The sequence below is a fragment of the Pseudomonas sp. OV226 genome (assembly GCF_003148705.1).
Lineage (GTDB): Bacteria > Pseudomonadota > Gammaproteobacteria > Pseudomonadales > Pseudomonadaceae > Aquipseudomonas.
The window spans coordinates 103,457-126,180 of the sequence record NZ_QGGS01000017.1 but is presented as its reverse complement, the minus strand read 5'-3'; the positions used below and the strand labels follow the sequence as shown (position 1 = coordinate 126,180).

The following is a 22,724-nucleotide window of genomic DNA, read 5'->3' as shown; positions in this document are numbered from 1 at the left end:
CTATGTTTGTGCGGCCGAAGGTGTCAGGTCCAGTTTTTCGCACGGATTCTATCCTCCCCTTGCGTTCGCTCCAACCCGCGGTGAGGAATTTGGCTTGATACCGTGTCATTTTTCGGTTGTTTCTACGCGTTCACGAGCTCGAGCCGATGCCCGCGTCCCGAAGTCGTTATCCAGACACAGGAGGCTAATGCGTGGAGTCTTGCCCCCACCTGCATCCTGGTCGAGGTGACGTGCGTATCGATCTTGCTATGGAAGTATGGGAGTTGTTCGGTGGTGCGAATTTTAACTTGGTTAATTTACTAGTTTGCACTATAAGTTCGGCGGGCTGTATAGCTCTGTGCTATGGGTTTATTTTGGTGATTCAGGTTTTCTCTAAGAATTTTCCAGGCTTAATATATATCATTTTCAATGAGTATATAAATGGCTGTCGACAGTGCGGGGCGTTATAAGAAAGCAGATAAAACATGCGGTCTTACTAAAGTGCGCAGACATGTCTATTTTATTCTCAGTCCTTTCCAGGAAGAGTGGATGTACCAGATAAAGTAAATAGCTGACGGTCGCAAGAAAGCTCAAACGCTTGAATGTGTTGCGAAACCGTAGAGTCTTGCCGATGCTGGTCGAAAATTCGATTTTTGACGAGCGGACGGTAGTGCGCCAAGAGACGGTTTTTTCCGGGGAAGGCAGGAAGATGCAGGGTTTAAAGTGGCTAACCTTGAGGCAATTCAATAAACTGCGGCTCGCGCAGCGTTGTGGCAAAAGCATCGTCATGTGCAACGCTGTCCGAAATCTCGATCACCGAATCTGTAAGGCGATGCCTGCGTCAGGTAGCTGAGCGGTTGATGTCTGGCGGTTTTGATGTCCTCACGCAATCCAAAGGGTCACCCATGAGATCTGAAACATTCCTGGTTACCGGCGGTAGCGGTTTTCTAGGGCGCGCGTTAATTAACCAACTGATGCTGATACCAGAATGTTCTGTCGTCGCACCGGTCAGGGATACAGGCACCCATTTCCCTCTTGGTGTTCGCTCGCTTGCAGTCGATGATTTCAATGGTGCCAACGATTGGCAGGAAGCCATTAAGGGGGTCGACGTCGTTGTTCATTGTGCCGCTCGTGTTCATGTCATGAATGACACGAAAGCTGACCCGTTGGCCGCGTTTCGTGAAGTCAATGTTGATGCTACGTTGAATCTTGCCCGCCAGGCCGCCGCTGCCGGGGTCAGGCGATTCATCTTCATCAGTTCGATCAAGGTGAACGGGGAGGGGACGGAACCCAACACGGCATATAACGCCGACGATGTGCCGGCCCCGGTTGATCCGTATGGTATTTCCAAGCTGGAAGCGGAGCAGGGCTTGCGTCTGCTGGCTTCGACGACCGGGATGGAGATGGTTATCATCCGTCCTGTGCTGGTCTATGGTCCCGGGGTAAAGGCCAACTTCCTCAGTATGATGCGTTGGCTCTGTCGCGGTATCCCGTTGCCTTTTGGTGCTGTGCGCAATCGACGCAGTCTTGTCGCTATAGACAATCTTGTGGACCTTATCGTGACCTGTTCCGAGCACCCCGCTGCTGCCAATCAAGTATTTTTGGCCAGTGATGGTGAGGACGTATCGACAACGCAATTATTGCGCAAATTGGCGGGCGCCCTGGGTAGACCAGCGAGATTGTTGCCAATACCTGTGTGGCTGATGAGCGGTGTAGCAACGTTACTGGGCCGGCACGCGCTTTCTCAACGTCTTTTCGGGTCCTTGCAGGTTGATATCAGCAAGAATCAACGGCTATTGGGCTGGATTCCTCCAGTCAGCCTTGATGAGGCCTTGAACCTGACGGCGCAACATTTTCTGGATTATCACACCTTATGATTGACGGATGGTTCATCCCGCTAGTTGGTTTGGTCTCATTCTTCCTGACCTCTGCTTTGCGGCGGTACGCATTGTCCCGCAGCCTTATAGATATTCCCAACGCCCGAAGTTCTCATTCGGTGCCGACTCCTCGAGGAGGTGGCGTTGCAATTGTTCTGGCATTCACTTTGGCACTTGGGCTTTTGCTCTCGGCCAACCTGGTAACTCTTTTTGAATTTTGTGCAATTGCCGGCGCAGGTGCTTTGGTCGCGGTTATCGGATTTGTTGATGACCACGGGCACATCGCGGCTCGCTGGCGGTTATTGGGACATTTTTGTGCCGCGTCTTGGCTGTTGTTATGGTTGGGGGGATTGCCTGCGGTCCCATTTTTTGGGGGGGTAATCGATCTCGGCTGGCTGGGTCATGTGTTTGCAGTGTTTTATTTGGTGTGGCTGCTTAATCTCTATAATTTCATGGACGGAATAGACGGCATTGCTGGTGTCGAGGCTATTTGTGTCTGTCTCGGTGCTTGTCTGCTGTATTGGATTGGCGGCACGCCTCAGCTTATTTGGGCACCCTTGCTTTTGTCGGTGGCGGTGGCAGGTTTTCTGTACTGGAATTTCCCCCCCGCCAGAATTTTCATGGGCGATGCGGGAAGTGGATTTCTGGGCATTGTTCTGGGGGGGTTGTCGCTGCAAGCCGCCTCGGTTTCTGCCAACCTGCTCTGGGGCTGGCTGATCTTGCTAGGTGTTTTCATCGTCGATGCCTCATACACCTTGTTTCGTCGTCTACTCAGGGGAGACAAAATTTACGAAGCGCACAGAAGTCATGCCTATCAGGTTGCCTCTCGTCGGTTTGGCAGCCATTTAGCGGTTACTATGGCGGTTGGAGCGATCAATGTGCTTTGGTTGTTGCCTATATCGGTGTGCGTCACGCGCTATGGTCTGGATGGTAGTCTCGGTCTGGTTCTGGGCTATGCTCCACTGCTGGTTCTGACGATCAAGTTTCGTGCGGGAGAGCTGGAAAAGGCTTCCATATAGAACTGGATAACAGTTCTGTCATTTAGGTTTAGAGTGAAAGCGATACGCCTGCAGTTTCACCGTGGCGATTCAGTTGAAGGGAGAGAACTGAGGTGGTTGAAGAGTTTATGGTTAAGGTGAGGGAGTATCTTTTAGGGCTTCCCAGACGCAAAAAACGACTGATCCAGGTCAGTACTGACATTATTTTGGTCTGGGTCGCACTGTGGTTGGCGTTCATCGTCCGTTTGGGTATTGATGACATGTACAACCCCGTCAAAGTCCATTTCTGGCTCTTTGTCTGTGCCCCCTTCGTCGCCATCCCTCTGTTCATTCGCTTCGGCATGTACCGCGCGGTCATGCGCTATTTCGGCAACGACGCGTTGATTGCCATTATCAAGGCAGTGAGCCTGTCTTCGTTAATCCTTGTTGTCGTCGTTTACTGGTACAGCAACCATGAAGCCGTGGTGCCGCGGTCTATCATCTTCAACTACTGGTGGCTGAGCCTTGTCATCATTGGTGGGTTGCGACTGTGCATGCGCCAGTACTTTATGGGCGACTGGTTCGCTGCCGCTCAACATGTACCTTTTACCAACCGTGATGATGGTCTGACCAAGGTTGCCATTTACGGTGCGGGCGTTGCCGGGAATCAATTGGTTGCTGCATTGCGTATGGGGCGAGTCATGCGGCCCGTGGCATTCATCGATGATGATGCAAGTATTGCGGATCGCTCTATCTCAGGCCTTCAGGTCTACAAACCCAAGCACATTCAACAAATGATCGACGTCACGGGAGCACAGGAAATTCTCTTGGCGCTGCCTTCATCGACCCGTGCGCGGCGCAGGGAAATTCTCAATCTGCTCGAGGGTTATCCACTCCATATACGAAGCGTTCCGAATTTCACCGACCTGGCCAGCGGCCGGGTCAAGGTTGAAGACATTCAAGAGGTGGATATCGCTGACTTGCTGGGCCGGGACTCAGTGCCTGCACAGCCGGATTTACTTGCGCGCTGTATCAAAGGCAAGACTGTAATGGTGACTGGCGCCGGCGGGTCTATCGGTTCAGAGCTTTGCAGGCAGATTTTTGCGCTGGGGCCGACCACGCTTTTGCTGTTTGAACACAGTGAGTTCAATCTTTACAGCATTCTTTCAGAGTTGGAGCAGCGTGGCTGTCGTGAGGCAGTGCCGGTCAAGTTGTTGCCGATTCTGGGCTCTATTCGCCATCAGGACAAACTCCTGGATGTGATGAAGACCTGGCGCGTAGATACCGTTTATCACGCAGCTGCCTACAAGCATGTGCCCATGGTCGAGCACAACATCGCCGAAGGCGTTCTGAACAATGTGATCGGTACGCTCAATACGGCCCAGGCGGCATTGCAGTCGGGGGTTTCCAACTTCGTGTTGATCTCCACTGACAAGGCAGTCCGCCCGACCAATGTTATGGGCAGCACCAAGCGCCTGGCCGAATTGACGCTTCAGGCCCTGAGTCGTGAGATTGCGCCTGTTTTGTTTGGCGACAGGTCCAATGTGTCTCGGGTCAATAAAACCCGCTTCACTATGGTGCGATTCGGCAATGTACTGGGCTCCTCCGGTTCTGTGATTCCGTTGTTCCACGGTCAAATCAGATCGGGCGGCCCGTTGACGGTCACCCACCCGAAAATCACCCGCTACTTCATGACCATTCCCGAAGCCGCACAACTGGTTATCCAGGCCGGCTCCATGGGGCAGGGCGGCGATGTATTCGTGCTCGACATGGGTGAGCCAGTAAAAATTGTCGAACTGGCAGAGAAGATGATTCACTTGTCCGGCTTGAGCATCCGGTCAGAAAGGAATCCGCAGGGCGATATTTCCATTGAGTTTACGGGTCTTCGTCCAGGCGAGAAACTGTACGAGGAGTTGCTGATCGGTGACAACGTGTCGGCTACCCAACATCCAATGATCATGAGTGCTAACGAAGACCACCTGCCATGGGACGTGCTCAAAGGGCGCTTGACCGAGCTGCTGGTTGCCGTAGAACAGGACGACTATTCCCGTGTCCGCCAGCTCCTGCGCGAAACCGTCAGCGGCTACACCCCTGACGGCGAAATCGTCGACTGGATCTACCAGCAACGCCGTCTCGAGCCCTGATTGTTTTACATCCTGCAATAGACACATTTTTGACAGTTCCACCACATCGCCTAAGTTTGGAGAGCAGCTTCGGAAAAGCTGCTTTCTCAAACGATGTCATGGAGCTTCAATTATGCGTACTGGCTATTTCTACTCCCTGGTTTTTGCCCTGCTTACCAGCGCTTCTGTTGCCACCATTGCCGCGCCTGCGGCAAAACCGGAAGCTGTCACCCCTCCGTTGGTACTGGACGTTTCCACCAAGGCGCAATCTGGCAAAGTCGATCTCAATGAAGCCGATGCCCCGACACTGCAGCGTGAGCTGTCCGGCATCGGTGAGGCCAAAGCCAAGGCGATTGTTGCTTATCGTGAGAGTAATGGGCCATTTTCATCCGTAGATGAACTGTTGGAAGTGAAGGGGATAGGTAAAGCGATCCTGGACAAGAACCGCGAAAAACTTCAAGTGAACTAAGCTTGTAACTCAACGCCAGAGGCCGGTCATTGACCGGCCTTTTTACATTCTGGCGACTGTGGTGGCGGGGAGCATTTCATTGCTCAGTAAAAAATTATGTCTATCATATTGCTCTTAAATTATGCCTATAATCCATTTGTCATGCGCCACGACGTGCTGGCATTTAGACGCTAACTTCCCTCAAGCCTCTCCCAGGAGCACAGTCATGACTTCTCCCCAGTCCCAAGGTACGGCCCTCGTCACCGGAGCGTCTTCCGGTATCGGTGCGATTTACGCTGAGCGGTTGGCAGCGCGTGGTTTTGATTTGCTTTTGGTGGCTCGCGATGAGCAGCGGCTGGAGGCTGCGGCGAGTAAATTGCGCGCCGAACATGGCGTTCAGGTGGAGGTGCTCAAGGCAGACCTGACGCAAAAGGATGATGTGTTGAAGATCGAGCAGCGTCTTCGCAGCGATTCAAGTATCAGCCTGTTGCTGAATAACGCTGGCGTCGCGGCAGATGGGCTGCTGGCGAATTCAGATATGGAACAGCTGGAGAAGTTGATTCAACTGAATGTCACCACGGTCACTCGATTGGCATCGGCGGCAGCCGCCAGTTTTGCCAAGGCAGGTCGGGGGGCGATCATCAATATCGCGTCGGTGGTGGCCTTGTTTCCAGAGCGCTTCAATGCGACCTACAGCGCCAGTAAAGCTTATGTGTTAAGCCTGACACAGTCCCTGAATGCCGAACTGGACGGGACCGGGGTCAAGGTTCAGGCCGTGTTGCCCGGCGTTACGCGTACCGAGATCTGGGAACGTTCAGGTATCGACGCTAGCCAGATTCCGGCGGACATGGTCATGGAAGCAGGTGAAATGGTCGATGCCGCCTTGTCGGGGCTGGACCAGGGTGAGTTGATCACCATTCCTTCGTTGCCAAACGCGTCCGAGTGGGACGACTTTGTAAAGGCTCGCCTGGTAATGGCGCCCAATCTTTCCAAAAGTAAGGCCGCCGCACGTTACAAATGAGGCACCTTCCATCGGCTTGAGGTAATAACGGCATGAGTGATCGTCGAGTAGTTGTAACCGGCATGGGCCTGGTGTCTCCGCTGGGTAGCGGTGTGGAGACTGTCTGGGAGCGTCTGCTGGCTGGGCGTTCGGGATTACGAAATTTGCCGGACGAGGTGGTCGCCGATCTGCCGGCGAAGGTCGGCGGAGTGGTGCCGACGTTGGCGGAGGATGCCGAGGCGGGTTTTGACCCGGATCGAGCGACACCCCCCAAAGAGCAGAAGAAGATGGACCGCTTCATTCTGTTTGCCATGGAGGCCGCGCGCCAGGCGTTGGAGCAAGCCGGTTGGCAAGCGCTGGAAGCACAAGCTCAGGAACGCACGGCCACTATTATCGGTTCGGGTGTCGGTGGGTTCGGTGCCATTGCCGATGCGGTGCGCACCACCGACAGTCGTGGTCCACGACGATTGTCGCCCTTCACCATTCCTTCGTTTCTGGTCAACCTCGCGGCGGGACATGTGTCGATCCAGCACGGATTCAAGGGCCCGCTGGGCGCCCCGGTGACGGCATGTGCGGCCGGGGTGCAAGCGATCGGTGATGCCGCTCGGTTGATTCGTTGTGGTGAAGCGGACATTGCCGTGTGTGGCGGCGCCGAGGCTTCGATTGATCGGGTCAGTCTGGCCGGGTTCGCGGCGGCGCGGGCCTTGTCCAGCGGTTACAACGACACCCCGGAGCGCGCTTCCCGGCCGTTCGACAGTGGGCGTGACGGCTTTGTGATGGGCGAGGGCGCGGGCCTTCTGGTGATTGAATCGCTGGAGCATGCCTTGGCTCGCGGGGCGCAGCCAATAGCCGAGTTAGTCGGCTACGGCACCAGTGCCGACGCCTTTCACCTGACAGCAGGCCCCGAAGATGGCAATGGTGCGCGCCGAGCGATGTCGCTGGCGTTGGCGCAGGCCGGGATTTCACCGTCTCAGGTGCAGCATCTCAATGCACACGCAACTTCGACGCCGGTTGGCGATCTCGGCGAGTTGGCCGCGATCAAATCGTTGTTCGGTTCTGACAATAAGGTGGCGGTGACATCGACCAAGTCGGCGACGGGGCATTTGCTCGGTGCGGCCGGTGGGATTGAGGCGATTTTCACGTTATTGGCGATTCGCGATCAAATCGTGCCGGCCACCCTGAATTTCGAGAATCCGGACCCGGCGGCTCAAGGCGTGGACATCGTCCATGGTCAGGCGCGGCCAATGGCGATCGAGTATGCGTTGTCCAACGGCTTCGGGTTTGGCGGAGTCAACGCCAGTGTGCTGTTCAAGCGCTGGCAGGGTTAATCCTGTGATCGCTTGAGGTAGGCGCGAGTCACGTCGAGGATCCGCTGAGCCAGTTCCGGATTCTCGACACTGCGCGATAGCAGAAGCGCCCCGACCAGCGTCGACATGATGACAATGCTGTGGTCGGCGGCGTCATCTCGGTCCAGGGTTCCCTGGATTTGATCGAGCCGGGCGTGGAGCACCACATCACTGGTCGGGCTCGGCTGCCCGCGCAAGCCAAGTTCCGACGACATGGTTGGCAACGGGCAACCTTCTTGAGGTGAGGTCTGGTGCCATTCAGATAAGTAAGCGTCGATGAATGCGTCCAGCGGGCGATCCTGGGCGAACAGCTCGGCGCATTTGACGTCGACCTGATCGCCAGCGGCCTGGAGCGCCTTTTCCACCAGTTCGTCTTTCGATTTGAAGTGCGAATAAAAACCGCCGTGAGTCAACCCCAGCGCTTTCATGAGTGGTTGCAGGCCAGTCGCACCAATACCGTCACGACGAAACCGCGCCGAAGCTTCCTTGATGATGCGTTTGTGGGTCTGGGCTTTATGGTCCTGCGAGTAACGCATGTGAAATCTCCGCAACAATGCGCCATCTTAACCAATGAAAATTGAATGGTGACTGTACTTCTACTTCTAAAAAGCATGCAGATGCGTCCAACTCCGTCCTGAGTGCGACAAAAACATGGCATGAATAGTGATTACTCGGTAACTGGAGATTGTTGAACAATCAAGGGCGAAGAGCATGAGCAACGGACAGTCCCTGGCCGACCAGATCACATTGGAATTGCGCGCCGACATCATTGGCGGTCGTTTGCTACCCGGCATGGCATTGGTCGAAAACGATCTTGTGCTTGCCTACAGCGCGTCCCGCAACACGATCCGCGAAGCCTTGCATCGGTTGGGGCAGGAAGGGTTGACCGTGTATGTACGCAACAAAGGTGTGAGGGTGCGCAGGCTCGGTGTCAAGGATGTGGTGGACCTGTTCAAGGTCCGTCGCACTCTGGAGTTACAGGCCATCAACGTCAGTCAGCCGTTGGGCGATGACCAGTCCGACCAAATGCTCCTGGCCCTTGAAGCTACTGAATTGGCCAGGGCGCGCGAGGACTGGCGTGCGGTCGGCACCCACAGCCTGGCGTTTCATCAACACATTGTCGGGTTGTTGCGCAGTCCACTATTCGATGAGTTCTTCACCAACGTTGTCGCGCAATTGCGCCTGGTGTTTTTCGTCGCCCCCGATGAGTCGCGTTTTCAATCACCTTGGCTTGCGCGTGACCAGCAGATCCATCAATTGTTGGCCGAAGGCGACCAGCGTGCGGCGATGGAGGCCATGAGCCTTTATCTCGACGACTCCGAACACCTCCTGTTGCAAATGCTTGCCTCTTCATCCCATCACTGATCGAGGACTCGTGCCATGTACAAAGACTATCCGGCGGCCTATCAAGTCAGCAAAGGCTCGGCACTGCAGGTGGACAAGCCGTTCTACGAACGGATTCGTGACGCAAAGGAGGGGCGCACACTGATCGAGCAGTTCGAAGTACCCATCCGCACCGGCCGCGCCTGGAACGTGCCGGCAGGGCATGTGTTTCGGGTGACCACACCGGTGGGCCCGCAAGTGGGAGACTTCAATGTGTGGAATGCACACGACCCACGGGAGCGCTTGTGGGCGGCGCGAACCCGTCAATTGCAAGGTGCCCACGTCAGCACCCATGACCGGCTCTGGTCGAACCTGCCTTTTTTGCGCCCTTTGGTGACCATTACCGACGACAGCCTGGCCAGTTATGGTATCGACGAACATGGTGGGCGCTTGCACGATTTACTCGGTACCCGCTGCGATCCTTATGTGAACAAAATGCTCACTGGCGAGGACTTTCATCATCACTGCCACTCCAACCTGACCCGCGCCGTGTTGCCCCATGGCCTGACCGAGTTCGACGTGCACGACGTGCTGAATATTTTCCAGTGCACGGGCCTGAACCACGACGACCTGTACTTCATGAAAGCCTGTCCGGCGCAGAAGGGCGATTATCTGGAGTTTTTTGCCGAGATCGATTTGCTGTGCGCACTCTCGACCTGCCCCGGCGGTGACCTGTCGCTGGCCATGTGGGGGCCGGATGCGCAGGATCCGCTGACCGTGTGCCGGCCACTGGGCGTGGAGATTTATCGGTTGGAGGATTCGTTGTTGCAAGGCTGGAGCCAGCCGGAGCGTGCGGCCTACAAGGGGCTGCATGGCTTGCACATCGCCAAGGCCGATTGGGAGCAGTAGGCACGTAAAACCCTGTCATTCACTGAGAATGACAGGGTTTTTGGTTTAACGGTCCTGCGCTTCCTTGGCATCCATTTCCGCATTGCGTTCAGCGACGCGTTTACGTTGTTCGTCGGTCAGTTCGACCTTGTTGGCGGTGTCGCGCAACATCATCAATCCGCCAACGATCGAGCCGATGGCAACGATCAGAATCAACCAGGCATACCAGGGCATAGGGCTCTCCTTGAGGGCAGGCCGATTGGCGGAGATCGTCAATCGATCGTGCATACCACTTTGAGCGATGAGGTTTCGCCGTGGTTCCATTCTATGCCTGATCTGGCCAGTGCACCTGCGCCGTTTATAGCCCGGTCAACATGGCGTCCGCCGGTGCATCCGCGCGCAACTGCGCGGTCATCAGGAAGTACACGAAACCCACCGCCATGAAACCGAGGAAAATCAGTCCGATCAAGGTGTTGAACCAGGCCATCGCCACCAGGCAGACCACTGCCAGCAACAACGCGATCATCGGCACCAGCGGATAGCACGGCGCGCGGAAAGTGCGTTCCAGGTTCGGTTCGGTTTTACGCAACTTGAACAGGCTGAGCATGCTCATGATGTACATCACGATCGCGCCGAACACCGCCATGGTGATCATCGCCGCGGTCAGCGTCATGCCACCGAGGTTGATCAGGCCATCGCTGTAAATCGCGGCGATTCCGATCACGCCGCCCACGATAATGGCTCGATGCGGGGTCTGGAAACGCGACAGTTTGGCCAGGGAGGCCGGCAGATAACCGGCCCGGGCCAACGCGAAGAACTGCCGCGAGTAGCCGAGAATGATCCCGTGGAAACTGGCCACCAGGCCGAACAGGCCGATCCACACCAGCATGTGCAACCACCCGGAGCTTTCGCCGACTACGGTTTTCATGGCTTGCGGAAGTGGATCGTTGATGTTCGACAGGGTGCGCCAGTCACCCACGCCGCCAGCAAAAAACATCACGCCCATGGCCAGCAATACCAGGGTCAGAATGCCGCTGATGTAGGCTTTTGGAATCGTGCGTTTCGGGTCCTTGGCTTCTTCGGCCGCCATGGCTGCGCCTTCGATGGCGAGAAAGAACCAGATGGCGAAAGGGATTGCCGCGAACATCCCGGCTATTGCCGGGGCGCCAAACACGTCGGAACCGGCCCAGCCATTCAACGCGAAGTTACTGAAGCTGAACGCCGGGGCGACCACACCCATGAACACCAGCAGTTCTGCCACGGCCAATACGCAGACGACCAGCTCGAAGGTGGCCGCGAGTTTCACCCCGAGAATGTTCAGGCCCATGAACACAATGTACGCGCCGACCGCTGCGTGCTTAGGGTCCAGCGCCGGGAATTGCACGTTCAGATACGCACCAATCGCCAAGGCAATCGCTGGCGGCGCGAAGACGAATTCGATCAGCGTCGCCAGCCCGGCGATCAATCCGCCTTTTTCACCAAAGGCGCGACGACTGTAGGCAAACGGGCCGCCGGCATGGGGAATCGCCGTGGTCAGTTCGGTGAAGCTGAAGATGAAGCAGGTGTACATGGTGGCGACCATAAAAGAAGTCACCAGAAAGCCCAATGTCCCCGCCACGCCCCAGCCGTAACTCCAGCCAAAGTACTCGCCGGAAATCACCAGCCCGACGGCAATACCCCACAAGTGCAACGTGCCCAACGTGGGTTTGAGTTGTGTGTTCATGCGCTTGCTCCCTGAACGGTTTGGAATGCTCGGGGGAGGGCGTGTGCAGCGGGCGTGCCAGTGTTGTGATGGCAGTCGTAAAGCGCAAAAAGGTGTCGTATGGGGGATGTTCGCCACCGTATGAGCGTTTTTTATGCGCCAGTTGAGGGCGTTGTCGTCTGATCTGCCGTCATCGCGGGCAAGCCCGGCTCCCACAGGATTTGAGCCAACCGCATCATCTGGTTCCACCGCTGAACCTGTGGGAGCCGGGCTTGCCCGCGATGAGGCCCGTCGAGACACCGAAAAAACGGCCTGTAACAAACCCATAAACCCACTCTTTACGCTTTCTTTATGCCCCGCACACACCCTCGATCTCGTTCCTTTACAGCCTTCCTTCCGACAATGACTCCACACGCGGCAATACGCCGTAACACGGAGAACTTCCATGAGCGTTCTGGACGGAGTGTCACTGCTACTGGCAGTGGGGCTGTTCATTTATCTGTTGGTTGCGCTGTTGCGCGCGGACCGGAACTAGGAGCGGCTATGCACAGTTATGACTATTGGCTGATCCTCGCGTTTTTCGCGGTGGTATTGGTCCCGGCGCCGTTTCTGGGGCGCTTCTACTACAAGGTAATGGAAGGTCAGCGCACGTGGCTGACACCGATTCTCGGGCCGGTGGAGCGCGGCTGTTATCGCGTGGCCGGCGTTGATCCGCAGGTTGAACAGAGCTGGCAGAAATACACGCTGGCCTTGCTCGCCTTCAATCTTGCGGGCTTCTTGCTGTTGTTCGCGATCCTGTTGTTCCAGGATCACCTGCCGCTGAACCCGCAAAACCTGCCGGGTCAGGAGTGGACATTGGCGTTCAACACCGCCATCAGCTTCATGACCAACACCAACTGGCAGGCCTACAGCGGTGAAGCGTCGCTGAGCTACTTGAGTCAGATGGCCGGCCTCACCGTGCAGAACTTCGTCAGCGCCGCCACCGGCCTGGCGGTATTGGTTGCGCTGTGTCGCGGTATTGGTCGCAAGTCGACCAAGACCCTGGGCAACTTCTGGGTCGACATGACCCGCGCCACCCTCTACGGCTTGTTGCCGCTGTGCCTGCTGCTGGCGCTGTACCTGGTCTGGCAGGGCGTGCCGCAAACCTTCGCTCAGTACGTGAATGCCGTGACGATGCAAGGTGTCGATCAGGTGATCCCGCTCGGTCCCGCCGCCAGCCAGATTGCGATCAAGCAACTGGGCACCAACGGTGGCGGCTTCTTCGGCGTCAACTCGGCGCACCCGTTCGAGAACCCGACGGCGTGGAGCAACTTGTTCGAAGTGGGCTCGATCATCCTGATCCCGGTCGCGCTGGTATTCACCTTCGGCCACTACGTCAAAGACCTGCGTCAGAGCCGCGCGATCATCGCCTGCATGCTGGCCCTGTTCCTGATTGGCGGCGCGACTTCGCTGTGGGCCGAGTACCAACCTAACCCTGCGCTGAACAACGTCGCCGTCGAACAGACCGCGCCGCTGGAAGGCAAGGAAGCGCGTTTCGGCACCACCGCCACAGTGCTGTGGTCAGTGACCACCACGGCGGCGTCCAACGGTTCGGTCAACGGCATGCATGACAGCCTTAATCCGCTGAGCGGCATGGTCGCGCTGGTCAACATGATGGTCGGCGAAGTGATCTTCGGCGGTGTCGGCGCTGGCCTCTACGGCATGTTGCTGAACGTGTTGATCGCGGTGTTCCTCGCCGGCCTGATGATCGGGCGCACGCCGGAATACCTCGGCAAGAAACTGCAAGCCAAAGAAGTGCAGTTGCTGGTGGTGACGTTGCTGGTGATGCCGGTCGGCGTGCTGGTGCTCGGCGCGATTGCGGCGAGCTTGCCCGGTCCTGTCGCCGCCGTCAGCAACCCCGGTCCGCACGGTTTCAGCCAATTGCTTTACGCCTACACCTCGGCCAGCGCCAACAACGGTTCTGCGTTCGGTGGCTTCGGCGCCAACACCCCGTTCCACAACCTGATGCTGGGGCTTGGCATGTTGATCGGTCGCTTCGGTTACATCCTCCCGGTACTGGCCCTGGCCGGCAGCCTGGCGATGAAGAAATCCGCACCGATCGGCCCGAACAGCTTCCCGACCCATGGCCCGCTGTTTGTGACGTTGTTGACCGTGACCATTTTGCTCGTGGGTGGTTTGACCTTCTTGCCGACGTTGGCGCTGGGTCCGATTGCCGAACACTTGAGCTTGGGCTTCTGAGGAATCAATGATGAATATGCCCGCAACTAAAGCCGCTGCCGTCAAGGCGCCGGAACAACCGAAAACCGCAATCTCGGCCCTCTGGCGACCGGCGCTGGTGCAAGCCTTCGTCAAGCTCGACCCACGCCAATTGCAGCGTGCGCCGGTGATGCTGGTGGTCGAACTGACGGCCATCCTGACCACTGTGCTGTGCTTCATTCCCGACAGCAGCGTGCCGACCTTTGTCGCCGCGCAAATCGCCTTGTGGCTGTGGTTCACCGTGCTGTTCGCCAACTTCGCCGAAGCCTTGGCCGAAGGTCGCGGCAAGGCCCGCGCCGACAGCCTCAAGGCCGGCAGCGAAGGCTTGAGCGCCCGTCGTAAAACCAGCAATGGCACATTCCAGGTCGTGCCGGCCACGAATCTGCGCAAGGGCGATGTGGTGCGCGTCGAAGCGGGGGAAATGATCCCCGGTGACGGCGAGGTCATTGAAGGCATCGCGGCAGTCAACGAAGCGGCGATTACCGGTGAATCCGCACCGGTGATTCGTGAGTCCGGGGGCGACCGCTCGGCCGTCACCGGCAACACTCGCCTGGTGTCCGACTGGCTGCTGGTGAAGATCACCGCCAACCCCGGCGAGTCGACGCTGGACCGTATGATCGCGTTGGTCGAAGGCGCCAAACGCCAGAAGACACCCAACGAAGTCGCGCTCGATATTTTGCTGATCGGCCTGACCCTGATCTTTCTGCTGGTGGTCGTCACCCTGCAACCGTTCGCCCACTTTGCCAATGGCAGCCTGCCGCTGGTGTTCCTCGTGGCGTTATTGGTCACGCTGATCCCGACCACCATTGGCGGTTTGCTGTCCGCCATCGGCATCGCCGGGATGGACCGTCTGGTGCGCTTGAACGTGATCGCCAAGTCCGGTCGGGCCGTGGAAGCGGCGGGGGACGTGCACGTCCTGTTGCTGGACAAGACCGGCACCATCACCTTCGGCAACCGTCGTTGCACGGCGGTGCATCCGGCACCGGGTGTCAACGCCAGGGAACTGGCCGAGGGCGCGTTGTTCGCTTCGCTGGCCGATGACACGGCGGAAGGTAAATCCATCGTCGAGTACCTGCGCGGCACTCAGCCTCAACCTGAACCCGCCACCGAATTGCTGACGGCCGTACCGTTCAGCGCTGAAACCCGCTTGTCCGGTGTCGACTATCAGGGCCGCGTGTATCGCAAGGGCGCGGTGGATTCGCTGCTGGCGTTTCTCGACCTGAAGCGCGCCGACCTGGCCGCGCCGCTGTCCCGGGAAATCGACAAAATCGCGCAGAGCGGCGGCACCCCGTTGCTGGTCTGCGCCGACGGTAAATTGCTCGGCGTGATTCACCTCAAGGACGTGGTTAAACCCGGCATCCGTGAGCGTTTCGCCGAGCTGCGCAAACTGGGGATTCGCACGGTCATGGTGACCGGCGACAACCCGCTGACCGCCGCCGCGATTGCCGCCGAAGCGGGCGTCGATGACGTGTTGGCCGAAGCCACACCGGAGAAAAAACTCGCGCGCATTCGTCACGAGCAAAACGACGGTCGCCTGGTCGCCATGTGCGGCGACGGTGCCAACGACGCCCCTGCCCTGGCCCAGGCGGACGTTGGTATGGCGATGAACGACGGCACACAAGCGGCGCGCGAAGCGGCGAATATGGTCGACCTCGACAGCGACCCGACCAAGCTGCTGGACGTGGTGCAGATCGGCAAGGAATTGCTGGTGACGCGCGGTGCGCTGACGACGTTTTCCATTGCCAACGACGTGGCCAAATACTTCGCGATTTTGCCGGCGCTGTTTGCCTCGATCTATCCGCAACTGGGTGTGCTGAACGTCATGCACCTGACCAGTCCGCAGAGCGCGATTCTGTCGGCCATCGTATTCAACGCCCTGATCATCGTGGTGCTGATTCCTCTGGCATTGCGTGGCGTGCGGGTGCAAGCGGCGAGTGCGGCGGCGTTGCTGCGACGCAATCTGTTGATCTATGGATTGGGCGGGATCGTGGTGCCGTTCGTGGGCATCAAGACGATCGACATGCTGCTGACGGCGTTGCATCTGGTTTGACCGTGGCGAGCGCTTCGCGCTCGATCGCGGGCAAGCCTTGCACCTGCGACGCCAACCCGTAGGAGCAAAGCTTGCTCGCGATGAATGCACCACGGCGCAGCTGAATAAACGCTGACTTGTTCACTGATTACGAGGATTTTGAAATGACCACAATGATACGTCCGGCCTTGAGCCTGCTGGTGCTGATGACCCTGATTACCGGCGTTGCCTACCCATTGGTTGTCACCGGCGTCGCGCAGGTCGCGTTCCCTGATCAAGCCAATGGCAGCCTGGTGCGCGATGCCGACGGCAAGGTCCGGGGTTCGTCGCTGATTGCCCAGGACTTTGTCGGTGACGCCTGGTTCCACCCGCGTCCATCGGCCGGTGCCTTTGCCACGGTGTCGAGCGGCGCCAGCAACCTGTCGCCGAGCAATCCGGCGCTGGCCACTCGGGTGATCGACGAGGCCAACAAGCTTCTGGTGCCAGGGCAGGGACCCGTACCGTTGGCCTTGTTGACCACCTCGGGCAGCGGTCTCGATCCGCACTTGCCACCGGCCGCGATTGCCTATCAACTGGCGCGAGTTGCCGCAGCGCGTAATCTGCCGGTGTCTACGCTGCAACAATTGTTGGACGCGCACATTGAACAGCCGTTGGTGGGGCCGTCGGTGGTGAATGTGTTGGCGCTGAATATTGCGCTGGAAAAGTTGTAAATCGGTGGCGCTGTCAATCGCGGGCAAGCCCGCTCCCACATTGGAATGTATACCCTTTGTGGGAGCGGGCTTGCCCGCGATGACGGTAGAAAGGTCACCCCATCAACACCTGAATAAAGAGAGTAAGCATGAGTGACTCCGGCCGCGCCGACGCGCTGTTAGCAGACCTGCCCCGCGATGGTCGAGGCCGGCTCAAGGTCTTCCTCGGCGCCGCGCCCGGGGTCGGCAAAACCTACGCCATGTTGCAAGCGGCGCACACTCAATTGCGCCAGGGTGTGAAGGTCATGGCCGGTGTGGTCGAAACCCATGGCCGCGCCGAAACCGAAGCGCTGCTCGGCGGTTTGCCGCAGCAGCCGTTGGTGCGTTCGGAATACCGTGGCGTAATGCTTGAAGAAATGGACCTCGATGGTTTGCTCGCAGCCAAACCGAAACTGGTGCTGGTCGATGAGCTGGCCCACAGCAACGCCCCCGGCAGCCGCCATACCAAACGCTGGCAAGACATCCAGGAGTTGCTCGCCGCCGGCATCGATGTCTTCACCACGGTCAACGTCCAGCACCTCGAAAGCCTGAATGACCAGGTCCGTGGTATCACCGGCGTACAGGTTCGTGAAACCCTGCCGGACTGGGTGCTGCAAGAGGCCTACGAACTGCTGCTGATCGACCTGCCTCCGCGCGAGCTGCTTGAGCGCTTGCGTGACGGCAAGGTCTACGTGCCGGAGCAGGCGCGAGCGGCCATCGATGCGTTTTTCACCCAGACCAACCTGACCGCCCTGCGCGAAATGGCGATGCAAACCGCTGCCGCCCAGGTCGACAACGACCTGGCCCAGGGTTATCGCCAACTCGGTCAGGCGGCGCCAGCGGTGCGTGGGCGATTATTGGTCGGCGTCGATGGCGATGCACAGGCCGAGCGCCTGGTGCGCCACGCCAGCCGCGTTGCCCAGCGCCGGCATTTGCCGTGGAGCCTGGTGCATGTCGACAACGGTAGCGTGCGCGACGAGCAATCGCGCCTGCGTCTGCAAAGCGCCCAGCAATTGGCCGAACGCCTCGGGGGCGAGGTGGTGTTGCTGCGGGCAGGCGAGGTCGCAAAAACGCTGATCCAGCACGCCGCCGAACGCCGCGCCAGCCTGGTGTTGGTTGGCCAGTCCCGGCAGCGTTTACGTCGACGGTTGTTCGGCGGCGGCTTGGCGTCACGCCTGCTGCGCGATGCGCGCGGGCTGGAAATCAACGTCCTCGACAGTAATCACACACCGCATCAGCCGCGCCAGCGGTCGGCGCAGACGCTGGTGTGGTTCGACTACGCGCTGGCGATGGTGGCGACGGTGTTGGCCAGCGCCTTGGCCTGGGGTGTGGCGAGTGTTTTGCCGCTGCCCAACATCTCGCTGGTGTTCCTCGCCGCGGTGCTGTTGGTGGCGGTGCGCAGCAGCCTCGGCCCGGCGTTGGCCTGTGCGGCGCTGTCGTTTCTGACCTACGACTTCCTGTTCATCCCACCGAATTTTTCCTTCGCCATCCAGCGCGAAGAAGACGTGCTGACCTTGCTGTTCTTCCTGCTGATGGCGGCGCTTACCGGCAACCTCGCGGCCCGGCAACGACGGCAATTGCAGGCGCTGCGTGACACTCAGGAAGAGACCACCGAACTGCTCGACCTGTCGCGCAAACTGACCGCCGCCACTGACCGTCAAGCCGTGGTCAGTGCCGCCGCACAACACCTCAATGGCTGGAGTGATCTGCAATTGTGCCTGCTCAATCAAGACGGGCAGGGTGGCTGGAAAGTTGAAACCGGCGGCCCGCTGGAGTTTTCCGAAGCCGAGCGCGCGGCCGCCGATTGGGCCTGGCAGCACGATCAACCCGCCGGTGCAGGCACCGGAACATTGCCAATGGGGCGTTGGTGGTGGTGGCCGTTGTCGGTGGAAGACGGGCCGTTGGCGTTGCTCGGCGTGTGCGCCAAAGAAGGCCAGACTTTAAGTGGCCAACGTCGGCGTTTGTTGACCGCGTTGAGCCAGCCGCTGGCGCAGGCGCTGGCCCGTGCGCAACTGGCCGAGGACCTCGAAGCGGCGCGACTGCATGGCGAAACCGAGCAACTGCGCAGTGCTCTGTTGGCCTCGGTGTCCCACGATTTGCGCACACCGCTGACGTCCATGCGCGGTAGCATCGACAGCCTGTTGGCCCTCGGTGAAGCCATTCCACTGGAGGATCGCCAGGAATTGCTCGAAGGCACCCGCGACGAAGCCGAGCGCCTGGATCGCTATATCCAGAACTTGCTGGACATGACCCGCCTCGGTCACGGCGCGCTGAAACTGGCGCGCGATTGGGTGTCACCGGCCGACATTGTCGGCAGTTCGCTCAATCGACTGCGCGCAGTGCTGACGCCATTGCAGGTCAGCACTGAAGTGCCGGCAGAGTTGCCATTGCTGTTCGTCCACGCGGCGTTGATCGAACAGGCACTGGTCAACGTATTGGAAAACGCTGCACGATTTTCACCGGCGCATGGGCGTTTGCAGTTGCGCGCCGGGGCCGACGACAGTGAGCTGTTTTTCTCGGTGAGTGATGAAGGGCCGGGGATTCCGCAGGAAGAGCGGGCGAAGATTTTCGACATGTTCTACACCGCCGCGCGCGGTGATCGGGGCGGGCAGGGCACCGGGCTGGGGCTGGCGATTTGTCAGGGGATGGTGGGAGCGCATGGTGGGCGCATCAGCGTCGGCGATGGCATCGATGGGCGTGGGACCTGCATCACCCTTCACTTGCCGTTGCAGGAACAGCCTGCATTTGAGGGTGAGCGATGAAAGTGAAGCCTGATACCCTTTGGACATCTTCACGCCGCGATCAGAAACCATGAGCCAGACCGCGACCATTTTGGTCATCGACGATGAACCGCAAATCCGTAAATTCCTGCGTATCAGCCTGGTCTCCCAAGGCTATAAAGTGCTGGAAGCCGGCACCGGCACCGAAGGCCTGGCGCAAGCCGCGCTGAACAAACCGGACTTGCTGGTACTCGACCTCGGTCTGCCCGACATGGACGGCCAGCAAGTGCTGCGCGAGTTTCGCGAATGGTCGACAGTGCCGGTGCTGGTGCTGTCGGTACGCGCCAGTGAAGGGCAGAAAGTCGAGGCACTGGATGGCGGTGCCAATGACTACGTGACCAAGCCGTTTGGTATTCAAGAGTTTCTGGCACGGGTGCGCGCCTTGTTGCGTCAGGCACCGGTCGGGGAGGCTCAGCAAGCGGCGTTGACGTTCGGTCCGTTGACCGTTGACCTGGCCTATCGACGGGTGCTGCTCGATGGCAGCGAAGTCGCGTTGACCCGCAAGGAGTACGCAGTGCTGGCGCAGCTGGCGCGACATCCGGGGCGGGTGATTACGCAGCAGCAGTTACTCAAGGATATCTGGGGGCCGACCCATACCGAGGACAGTCATTACCTGCGGATTGTGGTGGGGCATTTACGGCAGAAGCTGGCGGATGATCCAACACAACCGCGGTTTATCGTGACCGAGGCGGGGGTTGGGTATCGGTTGCTTGATACCTGATCGCTGATCGTTCCCACGCAGCGCGTGAGAACAATCCTCAGAATCTCAGGGCTCGCGCTCATTCTCATAGCGGTCCAGCGTATCCCGCGCAATCTCCCGTCCCAGCGCGATCAGCTCCGGCGCCTTGTAGAACTCGAAAAACCGGCAGACCCGCTTCGGCACGTTGATCAGAATATCCGGCGGGTAACCGGCGATCTTGTACTGCGCCAGCGACGTTTGCATCACCTCGAAACTCTGGTTGATCAGGTCAAGCAGCGAGGCGGGGCCGACGTTGTCGATGATGAATGAGCCGGTGGCCGATTTCGGCGCACCGTCGCGTTCAGGGGCCGCGGCCGGTTGCTGCGCTGCGGGCTCGGCAGATTCGACCCAAGGGTTGATCTCGGCCGCTTCTGCCATCAGAGCTTCCTTCTCCAGCAGCAGCAATTGTTCGGCCTGTTTGCGGCGGAAGGGCAATTTTGAACCCAGCGAATTGATCAGGCTGTCGAAGCGGGTCTTGAACGCCGCCGGGCGCTGAATGACCGGCAGTTGATAATGGCGCTGGTTGGTGGAGTTGAGATTGACCGCGATGATCAGGTCGCAATGACTCGACACCACCGGCACGATCGGTAAAGGGTTGAGAATGCCGCCGTCGACGAGCATCCGGTTGCCCTGCATCACCGGGGTGAAGAGGCTGGGGATCGCCGCCGAGGCGCGCATGGCCTGGTGCAGGCAGCCTTCCTGGAACCAGATTTCCTGCTGGTTGGTCAGGTCCGTGGCCACGGCCGTGTAAGGAATGCGCAGGTCTTCGATATTGATCTCGCCGACGATCTTGCGGATCTGCCCGAAGACCTTCTCACCGCGAATCGCGCCAAGCCGAAAGCTGACGTCCACCAGGCGCAACACATCGAGGTAATCCAGGCTTTCGATCCAGTTGCGATACTCGTCAAGTTTGCCAGCGGCATAAATCCCGCCGACCACCGCGCCCATGGAACAACCGGCGATGCAGGCGATGTCGTAGCCACGCCGTTCGATCTCTTCAATGACACCGATATGGGCATAGCCTCGGGCTCCACCTGAGCCCAGTACCAGTGCGATACGCTTTTTCATGAATCGCCCTCGTCTGACAAGGTTCAACAATGCACCCATTGAAGGGCGGGCTTCAATCGCCAAGGTCGCTCGATGGGCCGGGCGCGTCGTTTTTTCGACACTCCGTGGCGGCACATGGCTATTCTTCGCACGCTATAGTTTTGTTTGCCTTGTGTGGCCAAGGCACTTTTCACGTGCCGGACCGTCATACCTGCACGACTGTTGACCTATCTTGAGGTGGTATTGATGAAAGCCTGGATTTGCGTACCTTTGATTGCATTGGCGCTCGCCGGTTGTGCCGGTAAAACGGCTTACCGCGAAAGCTGTGGAAGCCAGATCGATGCGGCGTGGCATGAGCTAGACTTGGCCAAGGCCGAAGGTTTCGCCGGGACCGTCAGCTACTCCAAGGCTCTGTCGTTGCTGACCGGTGCCAAGACCCAGCAACAATTCGAAGCTTACGAAGGCTGTGCCAGCAAGGCCCAGAAAGCACGGTTCTATATTCGTGAGTCTCGTGCCGGCCGTTGAAGGCATGACGTAGGCAAGAGGGGAAGTTCGACTCAGGGAGCAAGCGATGTCTGATTTGGTTGATCGGTTGGTGGCTCATGTCCTGGGCCTTGAAGTCCGCTTGTTGGCCTGTCAGGCACGCTTGAGTGCTCGCACTGACCCTGAAGCGTTACACGACCTGCGCACCACGGTTCGCCATTTGCGCAGCCTGTTGCGACCCTTGCGTGGGCTGCCCGGCGTCGAGCAGGTAGAGGCAGCGGCGGCGCGGGTCGGCGAACTGACCACGCCGTTGCGCGATCGTGAAGTACTGGCGGCCTATTTGCTTGAACACGGTCAGTCCGAAGCCGCACATTGGCGGTTGGCGCAAATGGTCGAGGCTTATCCGGCGGTGGCGGTCAGCCCCGAGCTGGCGCAGCTGCTGATGATCTTCGACGCCTTTCCGCGTTTTTTACGCGCGTCCCAGCGTCAGGGTTTGCTCAAGGGTTTGCGTAAGCGCATCGAAAAACGCTTGGGCAAACAGTGGAAGAAACTGGACGTGGCGTTGCACGATCCAGCCCATGACCGACACCGTTTGCGCCTGTTGATCAAGCGTGTGCGCTATGGCATCGAAGCCTATCCCGAGCTCGACCGTTTGCCGAAGTCCGCGTTGTCCCGATTGAAGTCGGCGCAGAGTGCCTTGGGTGATTGGCACGACAGCTGGCAATGGCTGGCCAGGGCGCAAGAGGAAGCTGATTTGCAGCCGTGTGTCGCCGTCTGGAAAACCACCTTGGCCGAGGCCGAAAGCCGCGCCGATCGCGTTCTCGACAAACTAAGCGCCCGCTGTTTCAAATCCTGAAAGCACAACCGATCAAAAATGTGGGAGCGGGCTTGCCCGCGATGGCGGCAGCACAGACACCTTAATAGTGACTGTCAGACCGCTATCGCGGGCAAGCCCGCTCCCACATTTGTTTTGTGTCGGGTGTGCAATCCGTGTTCGCA

General features: G+C 58.7%; 20 protein-coding genes. 16 read left to right on the top strand and 4 right to left on the bottom strand.

All coding sequences use genetic code 11. From position 1 onward, the window contains the following. Positions 1-884 precede the first annotated feature (884 nt). The 6 genes from C7534_RS23105 (at position 885) to fabF (ending at position 7,732) form a co-directional block, all read left to right on the top strand. Entirely contained in the window at positions 885-1,856 is a 972-nt protein-coding gene (locus C7534_RS23105) for a UDP-glucose 4-epimerase family protein (RefSeq protein WP_109787150.1), read from the top strand. After that, entirely contained in the window at positions 1,853-2,875 is a 1,023-nt protein-coding gene (locus C7534_RS23100; RefSeq protein WP_109787145.1) for an MraY family glycosyltransferase, read from the top strand. The genes C7534_RS23105 and C7534_RS23100 overlap by 4 nt, the downstream gene beginning before the upstream one ends. A 107-nt stretch (positions 2,876-2,982) precedes the next feature. Next, positions 2,983-4,977, top strand: coding sequence for a polysaccharide biosynthesis protein (locus tag C7534_RS23095; RefSeq protein WP_109787144.1), 1,995 nt, complete (start codon positions 2,983-2,985; stop codon positions 4,975-4,977). 112 nt (positions 4,978-5,089) lie between these two features. Next, positions 5,090-5,425, top strand: a complete 336-nt coding sequence (locus C7534_RS23090; RefSeq protein WP_109787143.1) for a ComEA family DNA-binding protein — start codon at positions 5,090-5,092, stop codon at positions 5,423-5,425. Between the two features lie 205 nt (positions 5,426-5,630). Beyond that, a complete protein-coding gene (locus C7534_RS23085; protein ID WP_109787142.1) occupies positions 5,631-6,425 on the top strand; it encodes an SDR family NAD(P)-dependent oxidoreductase in 795 nt (264 codons plus the stop codon). Between the two features lie 32 nt (positions 6,426-6,457). Then, a complete protein-coding gene (gene fabF, locus C7534_RS23080) occupies positions 6,458-7,732 on the top strand; it encodes a beta-ketoacyl-ACP synthase II (RefSeq protein WP_046031772.1) in 1,275 nt (424 codons plus the stop codon). Here fabF and C7534_RS23075 read toward each other — a convergent pair. Continuing rightward, positions 7,729-8,286: a TetR/AcrR family transcriptional regulator gene (locus C7534_RS23075; protein ID WP_077431588.1), complete on the bottom strand. Its 558-nt coding sequence runs from the start codon at positions 8,284-8,286 to the stop codon at positions 7,729-7,731. The two genes, fabF and C7534_RS23075, sit on opposite strands and share 4 nt — an antisense overlap. Positions 8,287-8,461: 175 nt before the next feature. On the opposite strand from C7534_RS23075, the gene C7534_RS23070 reads away from it, so the two are divergent. Further along, positions 8,462-9,115 (top strand): GntR family transcriptional regulator, encoded by a 654-nt coding sequence (locus tag C7534_RS23070; RefSeq protein WP_109787141.1) that lies wholly within the window; start codon positions 8,462-8,464, stop codon positions 9,113-9,115. A gap of 15 nt (positions 9,116-9,130) precedes the next feature. Next, complete coding sequence (locus tag C7534_RS23065) at positions 9,131-9,982, top strand: urea carboxylase-associated family protein (RefSeq protein ID WP_046031775.1); 852 nt, start codon at positions 9,131-9,133, stop codon at positions 9,980-9,982. A gap of 45 nt (positions 9,983-10,027) precedes the next feature. Here the strand turns inward: C7534_RS23065 and C7534_RS23060 are convergent, their stop codons facing one another. Then, positions 10,028-10,195, bottom strand: a complete 168-nt coding sequence (locus C7534_RS23060; protein WP_080943056.1) for a DUF2897 family protein — start codon at positions 10,193-10,195, stop codon at positions 10,028-10,030. A gap of 124 nt (positions 10,196-10,319) precedes the next feature. Further along, positions 10,320-11,684, bottom strand: a complete 1,365-nt coding sequence (gene eat / locus C7534_RS23055) for an ethanolamine permease (protein ID WP_077431590.1) — start codon at positions 11,682-11,684, stop codon at positions 10,320-10,322. Between the two features lie 424 nt (positions 11,685-12,108). Here eat and kdpF point away from each other — a divergent pair, with 424 nt between their 5' ends. From kdpF to C7534_RS23025, 6 genes are all read left to right on the top strand, one after another. After that, positions 12,109-12,198 carry a K(+)-transporting ATPase subunit F gene (gene kdpF, locus C7534_RS23050; protein ID WP_007899818.1) on the top strand — a complete coding sequence of 30 codons (90 nt, stop codon included), beginning with the start codon at positions 12,109-12,111 and terminating at the stop codon, positions 12,196-12,198. 8 nt (positions 12,199-12,206) lie between these two features. After that, positions 12,207-13,901 (top strand): potassium-transporting ATPase subunit KdpA, encoded by a 1,695-nt coding sequence (gene kdpA, locus C7534_RS23045; RefSeq protein ID WP_109787140.1) that lies wholly within the window; start codon positions 12,207-12,209, stop codon positions 13,899-13,901. A 10-nt stretch (positions 13,902-13,911) separates the two neighbouring features. After that, positions 13,912-15,969, top strand: a complete 2,058-nt coding sequence (gene kdpB, locus C7534_RS23040; RefSeq protein ID WP_109787139.1) for a potassium-transporting ATPase subunit KdpB — start codon at positions 13,912-13,914, stop codon at positions 15,967-15,969. A gap of 143 nt (positions 15,970-16,112) precedes the next feature. Continuing rightward, positions 16,113-16,658 (top strand): potassium-transporting ATPase subunit KdpC, encoded by a 546-nt coding sequence (gene kdpC / locus C7534_RS23035; RefSeq protein ID WP_109787138.1) that lies wholly within the window; start codon positions 16,113-16,115, stop codon positions 16,656-16,658. A 128-nt stretch (positions 16,659-16,786) separates the two neighbouring features. Then, positions 16,787-19,438, top strand: a complete 2,652-nt coding sequence (locus tag C7534_RS23030) for a sensor histidine kinase (RefSeq protein ID WP_109787137.1) — start codon at positions 16,787-16,789, stop codon at positions 19,436-19,438. A 49-nt stretch (positions 19,439-19,487) separates the two neighbouring features. Beyond that, the gene (locus tag C7534_RS23025) at positions 19,488-20,177 is read left to right on the top strand and encodes a response regulator (RefSeq protein ID WP_046031781.1); all 690 of its coding nucleotides are present in this window, start codon (positions 19,488-19,490) and stop codon (positions 20,175-20,177) included. Positions 20,178-20,222: 45 nt separating this feature from the next. On the opposite strand, the gene C7534_RS23020 is transcribed toward C7534_RS23025, so the two are convergent. Continuing rightward, positions 20,223-21,263 (bottom strand): patatin-like phospholipase family protein, encoded by a 1,041-nt coding sequence (locus tag C7534_RS23020; protein WP_046031782.1) that lies wholly within the window; start codon positions 21,261-21,263, stop codon positions 20,223-20,225. A 225-nt stretch (positions 21,264-21,488) separates the two neighbouring features. On the opposite strand from C7534_RS23020, the gene C7534_RS23015 reads away from it, so the two are divergent. Beyond that, positions 21,489-21,767: a hypothetical protein gene (locus C7534_RS23015; protein ID WP_046031783.1), complete on the top strand. Its 279-nt coding sequence runs from the start codon at positions 21,489-21,491 to the stop codon at positions 21,765-21,767. 46 nt (positions 21,768-21,813) lie between these two features. After that, positions 21,814-22,581: a CHAD domain-containing protein gene (locus C7534_RS23010; RefSeq protein ID WP_046031784.1), complete on the top strand. Its 768-nt coding sequence runs from the start codon at positions 21,814-21,816 to the stop codon at positions 22,579-22,581. The last annotated feature ends 143 nt before the right edge of the window (positions 22,582-22,724 follow it).